This is a genomic window from Pantoea sp. BR_17 (assembly GCF_041955125.1).
Lineage (GTDB): Bacteria > Pseudomonadota > Gammaproteobacteria > Enterobacterales > Enterobacteriaceae > Pantoea > Pantoea stewartii.
Map to the genome: position 1 here is coordinate 128,522 of NZ_JAVAXT010000012.1, position 13,337 is coordinate 141,858.

General features: G+C 54.2%; 11 protein-coding genes. 3 read left to right on the top strand and 8 right to left on the bottom strand.

What is annotated here, in order from left to right:
- Positions 1 to 137: 137 nt before the first annotated feature.
- Positions 138 to 326, top strand: a complete 189-nt coding sequence (locus tag RAC60_RS17860) for a hypothetical protein (RefSeq protein ID WP_205954458.1) — start codon at positions 138 to 140, stop codon at positions 324 to 326.
- 465 nt (positions 327 to 791) lie between these two features.
- The gene (locus RAC60_RS17865) at positions 792 to 2,000 is read left to right on the top strand and encodes a cupin domain-containing protein (protein WP_375094088.1); all 1,209 of its coding nucleotides are present in this window, start codon (positions 792 to 794) and stop codon (positions 1,998 to 2,000) included.
- 42 nt (positions 2,001 to 2,042) lie between these two features.
- Here the strand turns inward: RAC60_RS17865 and RAC60_RS17870 are convergent, their stop codons facing one another.
- From RAC60_RS17870 to RAC60_RS17905, 8 genes are all read right to left on the bottom strand, one after another.
- A complete protein-coding gene (locus tag RAC60_RS17870) occupies positions 2,043 to 2,735 on the bottom strand; it encodes a DUF4440 domain-containing protein (RefSeq protein WP_375094089.1) in 693 nt (230 codons plus the stop codon).
- A gap of 51 nt (positions 2,736 to 2,786) precedes the next feature.
- Positions 2,787 to 3,737, bottom strand: coding sequence for an alpha/beta hydrolase (locus RAC60_RS17875; protein ID WP_058701358.1), 951 nt, complete (start codon positions 3,735 to 3,737; stop codon positions 2,787 to 2,789).
- A 127-nt stretch (positions 3,738 to 3,864) separates the two neighbouring features.
- Positions 3,865 to 5,337, bottom strand: coding sequence for a glycoside hydrolase family 1 protein (locus RAC60_RS17880; RefSeq protein ID WP_375094090.1), 1,473 nt, complete (start codon positions 5,335 to 5,337; stop codon positions 3,865 to 3,867).
- Positions 5,338 to 5,347: 10 nt separating this feature from the next.
- Positions 5,348 to 7,195 carry a beta-glucoside-specific PTS transporter subunit IIABC gene (locus RAC60_RS17885; RefSeq protein ID WP_205959453.1) on the bottom strand — a complete coding sequence of 616 codons (1,848 nt, stop codon included), beginning with the start codon at positions 7,193 to 7,195 and terminating at the stop codon, positions 5,348 to 5,350.
- A gap of 123 nt (positions 7,196 to 7,318) precedes the next feature.
- Positions 7,319 to 8,173, bottom strand: a complete 855-nt coding sequence (gene licT, locus RAC60_RS17890) for a BglG family transcription antiterminator LicT (RefSeq protein WP_033737497.1) — start codon at positions 8,171 to 8,173, stop codon at positions 7,319 to 7,321.
- A 785-nt stretch (positions 8,174 to 8,958) separates the two neighbouring features.
- Positions 8,959 to 9,750: an N-acyl homoserine lactonase AttM gene (attM, locus tag RAC60_RS17895; protein WP_375094091.1), complete on the bottom strand. Its 792-nt coding sequence runs from the start codon at positions 9,748 to 9,750 to the stop codon at positions 8,959 to 8,961.
- Between the two features lie 61 nt (positions 9,751 to 9,811).
- Positions 9,812 to 10,972 carry an iron-containing alcohol dehydrogenase gene (locus tag RAC60_RS17900; RefSeq protein WP_375094092.1) on the bottom strand — a complete coding sequence of 387 codons (1,161 nt, stop codon included), beginning with the start codon at positions 10,970 to 10,972 and terminating at the stop codon, positions 9,812 to 9,814.
- A gap of 28 nt (positions 10,973 to 11,000) precedes the next feature.
- A complete protein-coding gene (locus tag RAC60_RS17905) occupies positions 11,001 to 12,455 on the bottom strand; it encodes an NAD-dependent succinate-semialdehyde dehydrogenase (RefSeq protein WP_064366685.1) in 1,455 nt (484 codons plus the stop codon).
- A gap of 69 nt (positions 12,456 to 12,524) precedes the next feature.
- Here RAC60_RS17905 and RAC60_RS17910 point away from each other — a divergent pair, with 69 nt between their 5' ends.
- The gene (locus tag RAC60_RS17910) at positions 12,525 to 13,328 is read left to right on the top strand and encodes an IclR family transcriptional regulator (protein ID WP_375094093.1); all 804 of its coding nucleotides are present in this window, start codon (positions 12,525 to 12,527) and stop codon (positions 13,326 to 13,328) included.
- Positions 13,329 to 13,337 lie beyond the last annotated feature (9 nt).

Sequence of the window (13,337 nt, forward strand, 5' to 3'; positions counted from 1 at the left end):
CTGCTGGTTGTCATATAAGCGTAATCTGCTTGTGACAGGGTAATTAGCGGCTATTATCGATCCTTCGCAGTGATCATTTCGTGCCTGTGTTGACTGGATTACCTGCTTCACTATGGATAACTGAACAGAGACGATTTATGCAAAATGCTTACGACTATCTGAACCTGATGGATGAGGTGCTCGACGGACCGGAAGAGAGCATCATCATCGTTAATCTGCCTGAACGGCACAGCGCTTACCCGTCTTGTGCGCAACAACCTGATGCGCCTTTCTCCGCGCGCGCACCCCAACAGGCCGCCAGACCGTGTCGGGACGGCGTGTTCTGACAGGACCTTCACGTCGGGTCACGCAGGTTATGTCGGCCAGACGCCGCACTCGTCCGACTTATCTGCGCCCTGGTCAGGCGGTCAGGACACCACCGTCATGCTGGCCGCATAACCTGATCGCCCGTTATACAGTCAATTCAACTTATGCCTGCTCAGTCACCCGCCTGCGCCGGTGCACTCACTGGCCTGCACCTGTAACAAAGTGTGATCAAAAACGATACGAAGGCCGGACGCGAAACTTATCTTTTCGTGCCAGTTCTGGGGCAGTATCAATAAGAAAACTTAACCATTCCTAAACCAGCGGCAAAGAGTTCGCACGCGTTGATAACTTCTGCGCCATACCTGTCTTGTGGTTGTCATCAAAATTTACATATCACTTAAATAAAATTTAACTTTCCCCGCTATACATTCCTTAGGACAGTGCATGTCGGTGACTTTATCAGCAAGGAACGAGGTAGTGTATTTATGAGTAAATTAACCCGAAGAAGTTTTATGGCTTTTGCGGCGGGCGGCACCGTCGCGCTGGCGGCCGGACAGGTGCACGCGCATGACAGCATCCAGTCTTTTTCCGGCGGGGGCCGCGATCCCGGACCGCACGATCCGATCCGCGAAGCCGAAAACCCGGATATCGTGAATCCACCGGCGACGGACAGCGGCACGTTACCGAATCTGCGCTTTTCCTTCAGTGACGCGCACATACGTAAAAGCAGCGGTGGATGGACCCGCCAGGTCACTCAACGTGAGCTCGGCGTCTCCACCACGATTGCGGGCGTGGATATGCGCCTCAATGCAGGGGGCATTCGTGAGCTGCACTGGCATAAAGAGGGCGAATGGGCGTACATGACTTACGGCAACGCCCGCGTCACGGCGTTTGATACCGACGGCACCTGGTTCGTGGACGATATTGGCGTGGGTGATTTGTGGTATTTCCCGCCGGGCATTCCGCACTCTATTCAGGGCCTGGGGCCGGACGGCTGTGAGTTCCTGCTGGCCTTTGACAACGGTGGATTCGATGAAGACAGCACCTTCCTGCTGTCCGACTGGTTTAAACATATCCCGCCCGAGATCCTGGCGAAAAACTTTAAGGTCCCTGTCTCAACCTTTGCGAAACTACCGTCGCCGCAGGACGAATATATCTTTGCCGCACCGGTGCCCGGCAGCCTGTCATCGGTGCAGGTACAAGGGGCAACCAAAGCCAAACGCACCTTTACTCACCGTATGCTGGCGCAGGACCCGATCAAAGCGCCAGGCGGCACGGTCCGCATCACCGACTCTTCCACCTTTAAGGTCTCCAAAACCATTGCGGCGGCACTGGTCGAGATCGAACCCGGTGGCTTGCGTGAGCTGCACTGGCATCCAAACAACGATGAGTGGCAATACTATCTGGAAGGCGAAGGACGCATGGGCGTGTTTGGTTCATCCGGCCAGGCCAGAACCTTTGATTACCGGGCCGGAGATGTCGGCTATGTGCCGTTCGCCATGGGGCACTATGTGGAAAACACCGGCAAGGGGCCGCTGCGTTTCCTGGAGCTGTTCAAAAGCGATTATTACGCTGACATTTCACTGAATCAATGGCTGGCCGGTACGCCGCGCGACCTGGTGAAACAACACCTGCAACTGGACGATGCGTTTATGGATGCGCTGTCGTTGCAGAAAAACCCGGTAGTGAAATAGCCAGGCGGGCGCATCCGTCTTCAGGATGCGCCAGTATCCGCACTAAAAATCCGGTTCTGCTGCGGGGCTGGCCTGATGAAAAATCATCTGCCAGCCTTGCGTTGCGTGGTACACCCAATGGGACGACCGCCATGCGGCATGGCGGCCATCGGGTCTTGCGGTACGGTAAAGCAACAGGGCGTGATGTGTTCCTGTCTGTATCAGCTGAAAATCGCGGCTGACGATTGCCGGCGCATGCGCTTCAGCTTGTAAGGCCGCAATCGTCTGCGCGCGATTCACCCGCACGCCCGAGCGGGTAATTTCCTGAAATTCAGGATGCAGTCGCTGCGCCAGCCAGGCTGCATCGTAACGTTTTTCCTGATGCAGACTGCATTCCAGCGCCGTCAACGCGGCAAGCAGTGTCTGATAGCGTCCTGTCTCCGTCTCACAGGGGGCGGAGTGATGTATCACTGCCACCTGTGAATCGAGCTGAATCGCGGGATAGTGCTCCTGCATGCCTGCCAGCAGTTCCGCATCGGGCCATTCCTCATCTTTGCCCAGATGCTGCGCGACGGATGACAGCGGCATCACGACAACCCGTTCAACAGTCACAATGACGCTGTCAGCAGGATCTTCGTGGTTGATATAACGCAGCGGACCGGGCGTAATGGCCCGTTCCTGCCAGCGTATCGTATGGCGTTTGTTGCCCGCCCGCACCGCTGTCATCAGGCGAGGCACAATGTGCAGCATTTGCATCACTTCACTCCGTGAGCCCTGGATGGACGTTAACCCTGGCCTGGCTGAGTATCAGGGCGCAAAGCGCGACAGCCAGATTTGGCGCAGTTCCCGGGCCTGCAACGATACTGCCGCCGTCTCACTGCCGTGGAAACCATGAAACGCGCCCGGCCAGACGTGCAACTCCACGGCAACCCCGGCGCGGATTAACCGCTGTGCATAGTCGAGGTTCTCATCCAGAAACAGGTCCAGCGTGCCCACGCCAATCCAGGCCGGGGGAAGTCCGCGCAGGTCTGTGGCGCGAGCGGGGGCCGCATAAGGCGAAACGGCTTCGCCACCGGGCGCTTCGCCCAGCAGCGCCGACCAGCCGATGCGGTTGTATTCCCGCGTCCAGACAAACTCGCCGGTCACGGGATTGGGGTGGGTTTCGGTGACCGTGCGGTCATCCAGCATCGGGAACATCAGATTCTGAAAGGCCAGCGTGGGGCCATTCCGATCGCGGGTGAACAGCGCCAGTGAGGCCGCCAGCCCGGCACCGGCGCTGTCGCCCATAACACCGATACGTGCCGGATCGATGCCCAGCATCGCGGCTTCATTCACCATCCAGTTCAGCACCTGATAGCTGTCTTCCAGCGATCCCGGAAATACGGTTTCCGGTGACAGCCGATAGTCCACCGAGACCACCACACAGTTATGTCGCCGTGCCGTCGCGCTGGTCAGCGACAGAGACTGCTCCGGGCTGCCAAACAGATGACCGCCGCCATGAAGATGTAATATGCCCATGCGTTTACCGGCGGCCGCAACGGGCGTGATCACACAGACTCTGACCGACGGATGGCCGGGAAACGCGATCAGGTGTTCATCAATGTTCAGCCCCTGGTCGCGGTAAGACTGGACCTGCTTAAGCGCAGCATCCTGGCGCTGCTGGCGTAGCGTAATGATTGCGTCAGGCGTGAGTTCCAGCGGCGCGCTGTTAGCGAGCAGGGGACGTAGCTCGGGATCGACGAGATGCAGCGTGTTCAACTTAACCCTCTCTTCAGGTTGATGTGACAGCAACGTGTTTCTGCCAGATATGCATGGCAGCGGCTGAGATCAAAATGACCTGCTGACAGCGACTGCCAGCAGGTCACAGCAATGGCGTTCAACCGGCTTAATGACCCGTGTCTTCGCCATTAGAGGCTATCAGTTTTTTATACCAGTGATAGCTCTTTTTTAAGGTACGTTTCTGCGTGCCATTGCCCATATCGTCCTGATCCACGTAGATAAACCCATAACGTTTAGACATCTGCGCCGTACCTGCGCTCACCACGTCAATCGGTCCCCACCAGGTGTAGCCAAACAGGGGAACGCCATCCGCAATGGCCTCTTTCATTTGCGCGACGTGCTGGCGCAGGTAGTCAATGCGGTAATCGTCATCAATACTGCCATCGGCCTTGACGGTATCGACTGCGCCCAGGCCGTTTTCGGCAATAAAGAGCGGCTTTTGATAGCGATCATACAGCTGATTCAGTGCCAGGCGCAGGCCTTTGGGATCGATTTGCCAGCCCCATTCACTGGTTTCCAGGTGCGGATTTCTGATGCCGCCGGTGATCAGGTTGCCCTGCGCGCCGGTGAGTTTTTCAGGATGGGCGCTGACCGTGCTGGACATGTAATAGCTAAAGGAAACAAAGTCCACCGGATGTTGCCGCAGGATTTCATCGTCGCCTACGGCTTTAATCAGCTGTACGCCTTTTTCCGCCAGCATTCTTTCTGCATAAGCCGGATAGTAGCCGCGTGCCTGCACATCGCTAAAAAACAACGACACGCGCTGCATATCTTCGCACGCCTGCACATCATCCGGATGGCAGGTGTGCGGATACAGGATTTGATAGCTGATCATACAGCCCACCTGCGCACCGGGAATAATGGCGTGGCAAGCCTTTGTCGCCAGCGCGCTGGCGACAAACTGATGATGGGCACCCTGGTATTTATCCTGTTCAATATGCGGGTGACCTTCTTCAATTACGCCAATGCTCACGTAAGGGTGATGCTTAACACAGTTGATCTCGTTGAACGTCATCCAGTATTTCACTTTTTTGCGATAGCGCATGAAAACTGTGGTGGCAAAACGCACATAGAAATCTACCAGTTGGCGATTGGGCCAGCCGCCGTAATCCGTCACCAGCGCAAGCGGCATTTCGTAATGTGACAATGACACAATCGGTTCGATCCCGTGAGCGAGCAGGGCATCCAGCACTGCATCATAAAACTGCAGGCCCGCCTCGTTGGGTTCTGCTTCATCGCCGCGTGGAAAGATGCGCGTCCAGGCAATCGACATCCTGAAGCACCTGAATCCCATCCCGGCGAACAGCGCGATATCCTCTTTAAAGTGGGTGTAAAACCCGTTGCCTTTACGTTTGGGATAATATTTTTTGCTCTCCGGATTCTGTGCTTCCGCTACCTGCGCATGGGTCATGCTTAACCACTGATCCAGCCACTGGTCTTGCGGTGTGGATGCGTCAAAGGTGTACACATCCGATACGGACAGCCCTTTACCGCCGACATGCCAGGCGCCCTCAAGCTGATTCGCGGCCGTGGCACCGCCCCACAGAAAATCTTCGGGAAAAGAGGGTGAATACGTCATGCTTTGCTCCTTAAACCGCCGCAGCGGTGAGTGTCAGAAAAGCGTCACGGCAGGCGATATGTCCCCCGGCTTTTACCGGGCGAACCTCGCCATAGCGTTCGCAGTTGGTCACGATTACAATCACGCTCGGATCGATGCCTTCGGCCTCAAGCGCGTTCAGATCGAATGTGATCAGCAGATCGCCGGTGCGGATAAACTGGCCCGGCTGAATATGGCTGGTGAAATGGCGGCCGCCGAGTTTCACGGTATCGATGCCAATGTGGATCAGGATTTCCGCGCCAGTGTCACTTTTCAGCCCCAGCGCGTGGTGGGTTTCAAAGAGCGACTCGACGCGGCCATCAATGGGGGAGCGCAACTTGCCGCCGGTCGGGTAAATCGCCAGCCCTTTGCCAAAAATTTCATCGGCAAAAACCGGATCGGCTAAGGCGCTTAACGGAGTGATCTCACCGCTGACCGGCGCAAAAAGCCTTACGTGGTCCTGCGTATGATGACAGTGTGAGGAGGCTGTATTGTCCACGTTCTTCCGGGTCGCTTCCTCAAAACCCAGTATGACGGTCAGCAGGGCCGCACTGGAAAAGGCAATGACCAGACTCAGCAGTGCTGATAAGAAGGTGGGACCAACCAGGGCGGGAATGCCGGGCAGGCCGCTGAGTGCAAACGCATAGGTTTTTACGCCCATCGCCATCGCAAACGCGCCACCACAGGCACCGCCAAGCAGAGCGGCGGCAAAGGGACGTTTGTAGCGAATGTTGATGCCGTACATCGCAGGCTCGGTGATGCCCATGGCAGCACTGAAGCTGGTGGTAAGCGCCAGCGATTTAAGCTTTTTATCCCGGGCCCGCAGAAAGACGCCAAACGCCGCACCGGCCTGACCAAGGTTGGCCACATAGAAAAGAATTTTAAACGGGTCGAATCCCAGATGGCTGATGTTATGGATCATGACCGGCACCAGCACATAGTGCATGCCGGTAATAATAATCAGCGACAACGTCCCGCCGACCACCACGCCCGCGATAATGCCCATGTTTTCGACCAGCCAGATAATGCCCCCGGTCAGTGCGTTACCGGCAAAAATCCCTAATGGCCCGATAGCGATCAGCGTCACCGGCGTGACGATAAGCAGGCTTAAAAGCGGAACAAACATGGTTTTGAGGGCGGCAGGGATAACGCGGTCAATCAGGCGCTCCACGTAACTCAACAGCCAGATTGATAGCAGGACCGGAATGACTGTCGAAGCATAGTTCACCGTGGGAACGGGTAAACCCAGAAAACGTATCGGCTCACCTGCGGTAAAGAGGGTTTGCAGGGCAGGGTGAAAGAGTGATGCCGCCAGCGCAACAGCGACATAAGGATTGGCACCAAAGCGTTTTGCCGCACTGAACGCCAGCGCCAGCGGCAAAAAATAGAACACGCCATCGCTGATTGCCAGCAGGATCTGGTAGCTCTGGTTTTGTGTCTCCAGCCAGTGAAACGCCACCATTAGCGCCAGAATGCCCTTGAGAATCCCTGCACCCGCTATGGCCGGAATAATCGGTGAGAAGATGCCGGACAGCCCTTCAAGCACTGCGGAAACAGGGTTACAGCGCGAAGCAGGGCGGACAGGAGCTTCCTGAAGCGGAAGCTGACTGAGCAGCGCATCGCACAGTGGTTTGACATCATTACCGATGATGAGTTGAAACTGGTCGCCAGAAATATTAACCCCGATCACGCCATCCAGTGCTTCAAGCGCGTGACGGTCGGCTTTACTGTTATCTCTTAGTAAAAAACGCAGGCGGGTAATGCAGTGAAATAAAGACTGTACGTTATCTTTTCCGCCTATCAGGGGAATAATTTGCTGTGCGGTGTCCTGATAATTCATAAATCCCTCCAGACTGAAGTCGATATGACGTCATCCACAATGACCGGCATAAACCGGGTGGCATATTTTCTGGGGTTTGCCTGATTCAACAGTCACAAGCCGGTAAAGCAATTCAGTAATGCATTATGGGGTGTCAACATCATGCGCACTGCGCTGCACGATGTTTTCAATGTGTACCGTTAGATAGAGTTTTTCTGAGTGACTCATACTGTGGTGATAATGTTTTTTTACGAAGGTGCTGATGGCTTCTACGCACTCAAACGTTCGGGCATATCGCTGTTGTGCCAGCGTGAATAATTCCTCGTCGTCGTTATTTAATACTTCGCCATCAATGACCCGCTGCGCAAAGAATTTTAAATGGGTAATGAAGCGCTGGTAATTCAGACTGTGTTCATCGCGGGTCAGCGTAAAAAAGTATTTTACGATTTGTTGTAACTGACAGAGGAGTTGGGTGATTTTAGTGGTTTTGCCTAAGTTATCATTGAGCCCGGCATTCACGATATGCAGCGCAATACTGCAGGCTTCGCTGTCTGGTAGCACGGTGCCGGTGCGGGCCACTACCATGCCCAGTGCCTGGCGGCCAATCGCATATTCTGCGGTGTAAAAATGACGGACTTCCCATTCCAGTGGGTTGGCGAGCAGCGCGTTATTTTTATGCCGCTCCAGCGCAAAGTAGAGGTGATCGGCCAGCGTAACATACAGCCCTTCGCTTAGTTTATGCTTCAGCGTTTCATGCGCCAGGCTGACGATATCGGCGGTCAACTGGAGAATATCGATGGGAACTTCACTGACCAGATCTTTAAAGCGTGCAGAGATGCCTGAATCTTGCAGCCGAAATATCTTTTCTGCTTCGTGCAGATGAATACGGGCCCCGTTGCGTGTATTAAATCCCAGCCCCCGACCGGTTAAAATCACTTCAAGGCCGTTATCATCTACGGCACTGACCACATTATTATTCAGTATTTGTCTGACCAGCATCGCTCACTCCTGAAACACAATCGGGCAAAACATAAATACAGCGTTGAAGGGATTATCCCTCAGCCTGCATTCAGGTTTTGCCCGATAATCGGTAACAAGCGTGATGCCGGTTAATCCTGGCACCTGGAAAATTGATATTCAATATGAAATTGTGCAGTGAGTCATCTGGCGCGCTGATTTGTGATCCGCTTTACGAAAAGTAATAGATAAAGCCGTTACGTGATCGGGGGGAATGGGTGATGCCGGCGGGTTAGTGCGCTGGCAGGTGAGGGGCAGAGGTGTTGGGTAGCAGGCAGCTCGGGAATGAAAAGATACGTGATGGCTGTTAAAAAATGAACGTCTGCTTTGAGCGAGGAGCGGACCTTTACAATTTCTGCAGCAGACAGCGATTTTGCTGAGGTAGTTGAAAATTGATTAAGCTGAAGTTGCTCATTTCATGCCCTTCACATAAAGCAGCAACCTCAAGAAGGTGGGACTTAACTTCACGGGTCATACAATGAAATGAGTCATTGGCACGTCAGTTTCCGGACCATAACTGTTACCAATTCACCAGCAACTACACGTTGCTCTTGCCGTACCCATTCTTAATTTCTATATGATCTTTAATCTGCAGGCTTTATCCACAGGAACGACGCATTATTCTCAGTTATCAGCGCTGTGAGGTGACTCAACCCCGGCAACCTGCCATCAGGGCCATAGAATAAAAATCGAAGCAGTATAAACCTGCCTCGATTTTTGAGAGTGTCTTAACCCACGTTGTTACTGCCCCAACCGGACGGCATTATTCAGGAATAGTATTCAGGGGCTTTTTTGAAGTCAGACCAGGCGTCAGGATCGTGACCGGTCACCACCAGCGCACCGGCACGTTCGGCCACGGCACGCAGTTTCTGCACGGAACGCACGGAATCCACCGCTGAGGCCAGAAAACCTGGCAGCGCTTTTTGTTCCCAGTGATCGCGGGTATAGGCCGCATCGATAGTCAGTAGCAGCGGCTGGCTGTTGGGCAACCGCACCAGAAAAGACTGGTGGCCGGGCGAGTGTCCTGGCGAAAATACCGTTGTCAGCGTGCCGTCACCATAGATGTCATAAAAGTCATCGTCGGTGCCGTTCAAAAACTGCCACTCCAGTCCGGGGCGATCGTAATCTTTGCGGATGTAGCCGCCGGCCGCGAACCAGTCCGGGGTAAAGGCATATTCATATTCGATGCGCTGGACAATATGGCGGGCATTTGGGAAGCGACCAATCGCACCAGTGTGGTCAAGATGCAGGTGAGACTGCACCACGTATTTAACATCTGCCGGGTCAATGCCCAGTGCTTTGACCTGATCGACACAGCCCTGATCTTTACCGAGTACCGGCCAGTAAACATCACAGATGCCTCCCCAGTAGGCTCTGGGATCGGTTGACACTTCAATGGCATTGCCACCATCAATAATGGTATGTCCGTCAGGATGGGTGATCAGGAAAAAGGGAACCGGGATTTCATAGTCTGCACCCGCGCCCTGATTCATCTTAATGTTATGCACCTTACACTTCAGCGTACCGGACTGGAGCATGTAGAGACGGATATCTTTCATACTGAATATTCCTCTGGTCGTTAGCGTGGTTAAAGTGATGCGTTATTTTTAATTATTGAAATCAGAATGCTTCTCGATACAGATTTAGCGCATCGTGCTCATGAACCTCGACAGGATTGTTGGTCAGTAAACGCGTCTGCAGCATGGCATCCGCAGCCAGACGTGGCAGACTATCTTCCGTTACCCCGACATCCCGTAACCGGCGAGGCGCGCCACTTTGCTCCATCAGATGCAGCATAAAGTCGACAAATGCGGTTGAGCGGGCTACTGCATCACCGCTACCGGGTACGTTGAGTACGTCGGCCAGTTCGGCATACAGCGGCGCGGCCGCAGTGGCATTAAAACGAAGCACCGGGCCAAGCATTAGCGCGTTAGAAAGACCATGCGCGATGTGATAATGCCCTCCCAACGGGTAAGCCAGAGCATGGACGGCGGCGACCGGCGAGTTTGAAAACGCCTGCCCGGCCAGCGTAGCACCCAGTAACATCCCTTCTCGTGCGGCGTGGTTGCTCCCATCCTGACAGACGTGAATCAGATTCGCGCCCAGCAGGCGTAATGCCTCACGGGCCAGCGCATCAGAAAGCGGGTTTTTCTTGTGCTTACTGGTGTAGGCTTCGATGGCGTGAACCATTGCATCAATACCGGTTGCGGCGGTGTGAATTTTCGGCAGTCCGAGCGTCAGTTCCGCATCAAGCAGCACAAAATCTGCGTAAAGCTGAGGTGAAACCACGCCCATCTTGGTGGTTTCGCCAGTAGTGATAATGGCAATATTGGTGACTTCAGAGCCGGTCCCGGCTGTGGTTGGTATCAGCACCATTGGCAGACGCGACCCGGTGACCTTGCCGATGCCGTACATCTCCGCCAGCGGCTGATCGCTGTGCGCCAGCACCGCGGTGACTTTAGCAATATCAAGCGAAGATCCCCCTCCCAGCCCGATAATAATATCGGCCCCGACCTGTTTAACGACCTCGACACAACGGTACACGACGGCTTCAGGCGGATCGGCCACAACCTCATCAAAAACGGTGACGCTAAAGCCCGCCTCTTCAAGATTTTTTGTGATGGGTGCAATCAGTCCCGCTTTGATTAATCCGGCATCGGTAATCAGCAATGCGTTACGCTGAGTGAACCGTGCCGTCAGATTGGTGCCCAGTTGCTGTGCTCCTCCCCATTTCATTTCAATGGAAGACACCGTACGAAACTCAAATGTATTGATCGTCATATCGCCTCCTGTCAGTCACGTGTGGTTATCAGGCAATCTCTGAGCACAGATATTTAATTTCCAGATACTCATCAATGCCGTGATGCGATCCTTCCCGGCCAAGACCGGATTGTTTAACGCCGCCAAAAGGCGCGACTTCGTTAGAAATCAGTCCCGTGTTATGACCTACCATGCCGTATTCCAGCGCTTCAGTAACTCGCCAGGTACGGCGCACATTTTCGGTGTAAAAATAGGCTGCCAGGCCAAATTCTGTATCGTTCGCCATCGCAATCACCTCATCTTCCGTGGTGAAGCGAAAAAGCGGTGCCACCGGGCCAAAAGTCTCTTCACGGGCGACTTTCATCTGCTGAGTGGCACCAGTCAGTATCGTGGGTTCAAAAAACGTACCGCCCAGCGCGTGTCGTTTTCCGCCCGTAAGCAGCGTTGCCCCTTTTTTCAGCGCATCGGCGATATGCTCCTCCACCTTACTCACCGCAGTGTCATCGATAAGCGGGCCGATCGTCACATCAGGCTGTTGTCCGTCGCCCACTTTCAGGGCCGCCACCCGTTCTGCAAATCGGCTGGTAAACGCCTCATAGATTCCAGACTGAACGTAGATACGATTGGAACAGACACAGGTCTGTCCGGCGTTGCGGTATTTTGAGGCCAGAGCCCCCTCAACGGCGGCATTGATATCGGCGTCATCAAAAACGATAAACGGGGCATTACCGCCCAGTTCGAGCGAAAGTTTTTTAATGGTCGGCGCCGACTGCGCCATCAAAATACGTCCGACTTCTGTTGAACCGGTAAAGGAGAGCTTACTAACAACATGACTGCCGGTAAGTACACCGCCAATCTCGTGCGCATCGCCGGTAATCACCTGAAAGACCCCTGGCGGAATGCCCGCCTGCATCGCCAGCCAGCCAAGTGCCAGCGCGGTGAGCGGCGTCTGTTCTGCCGGTTTGACAATCATGGTGCAGCCAGCAGCCAGCGCCGGTGCGGCTTTACGGGTGATCATCGCGGCAGGGAAATTCCAGGGTGTAATCGCTGCACATACGCCGACAGGCTGCTTGATCACCACAATGCGTTTGTTGGTTGCTGGAGCAGGAATGGTTTCGCCGTAAACACGTTTGGCTTCTTCGGCAAACCACTCAACAAAGGAGGCGGCATACAGCGCTTCGCCACGGGCTTCCGCCAGCGGTTTGCCCTGTTCAGCCGTCATCAGCAACGCAAGATCGTCTACATGGGAAACGATGAGATCAAACCAGCGGCGCAAAAGTGCAGTGCGTTCTTTGGCCGCAAGTTGACGCCAGCCGATGAATGCCGTCTGTGCAGACTTAATAGCGTTGGTGGTATCCAGCGCCGACATTGCGGGCACGGAAGCAATAATGTCACCCGTAGCCGGATTGTTGACTTCAATTACGCCACGATCCTGAGCCTGAACCCATTCGCCATTGATCAGACAACGTGTCTGAAGCAGGTCTGGATTTTTCAGTTGAATCATTTACACTCCCTTTTATCTGGTTCAATATATTGAACTGATATCTTGATACTGAACTTACTACGAGGAATTATGTCAGGGGATTCTTTAACAAAAAGCGATCAACCACACAAAAAAATTGACACAGTTCCTGCTTTGCGTCGTGCGGTTAATATCCTTGATTTGGTCGCTGCGTCAGGTGGCGTGATGTCGGCCACCGACATCACGCGCACATTGTCTCTGCCCAAAAGCACCGTCCACGGGCAACTGCATGCCCTGACAGGTTTGGGTTTGCTGGTAAAGACAGCAGAAGGCACTTACCGCCTCGGCCCTCATCTGATGCGCTGGGCGGAAGGGTTTCTTTCACAGATGGATATCATTTCGTTGTTTCGCGATTATTTTGCTGCGGACACTCTGCTGGCGGGTTACACCATCACCCTTACGGTGCTGGACCGCAACGAAGTGGTTTATGTCGGCTGCCGCGATGCAGAGAAAGCGCTCGGTCATACCTTTCGCATCGGCATGCGTCTGCCCGCGCCTTTCACCGCGACAGGTAAAATGATGCTTTCACGGCTTTCTGATGATGAGCTCGATGCACTTTTTACCGCGCACTTCCCTGTACCCATGACAGTGAACAGCGTGGACAGTCTTGAAGCGCTGAAGGAGGAACTGGCTGTTATCCGCAAACGTGGTTTTTCAATCGATAACGGCCAGGTTCATGCCGCCATGACCTGCGTTGGCGCAGCCATATACGATCATTCAGGACGTGCTATTGCGGGTATCGCCACAAGCTTCCTGAGCAACGAGGCGGAAGATGGCTTGCTGGAAAGTCTGGGCCAGAAGATTTGCCATGCTGCTACAGTGCTCTCTGCACGTTGCGGTTACGCGTCAGTCTGAGTATCAGGG

Bases quoted from the DNA above. Each gene is read 5' to 3' on its own strand.
- RAC60_RS17880 (WP_375094090.1), bottom strand. From the start codon at position 5,337: ATGACGTATTCACCCTCTTTTCCCGAAGATTTTCTGTGGGGCGGTGCC.
- RAC60_RS17905 (WP_064366685.1), bottom strand. From the start codon at position 12,455: ATGATTCAACTGAAAAATCCAGACCTGCTTCAGACACGTTGTCTGATC.
- RAC60_RS17860 (WP_205954458.1), top strand. From the start codon at position 138: ATGCAAAATGCTTACGACTATCTGAACCTGATGGATGAGGTGCTCGAC.
- RAC60_RS17865 (WP_375094088.1), top strand. From the start codon at position 792: ATGAGTAAATTAACCCGAAGAAGTTTTATGGCTTTTGCGGCGGGCGGC.
- RAC60_RS17885 (WP_205959453.1), bottom strand. From the start codon at position 7,195: ATGAATTATCAGGACACCGCACAGCAAATTATTCCCCTGATAGGCGGA.
- RAC60_RS17900 (WP_375094092.1), bottom strand. From the start codon at position 10,972: ATGACGATCAATACATTTGAGTTTCGTACGGTGTCTTCCATTGAAATG.
- RAC60_RS17910 (WP_375094093.1), top strand. From the start codon at position 12,525: ATGTCAGGGGATTCTTTAACAAAAAGCGATCAACCACACAAAAAAATT.
- attM (WP_375094091.1), bottom strand. From the start codon at position 9,750: ATGAAAGATATCCGTCTCTACATGCTCCAGTCCGGTACGCTGAAGTGT.
- RAC60_RS17870 (WP_375094089.1), bottom strand. From the start codon at position 2,735: ATGCAAATGCTGCACATTGTGCCTCGCCTGATGACAGCGGTGCGGGCG.
- licT (WP_033737497.1), bottom strand. From the start codon at position 8,173: ATGCTGGTCAGACAAATACTGAATAATAATGTGGTCAGTGCCGTAGAT.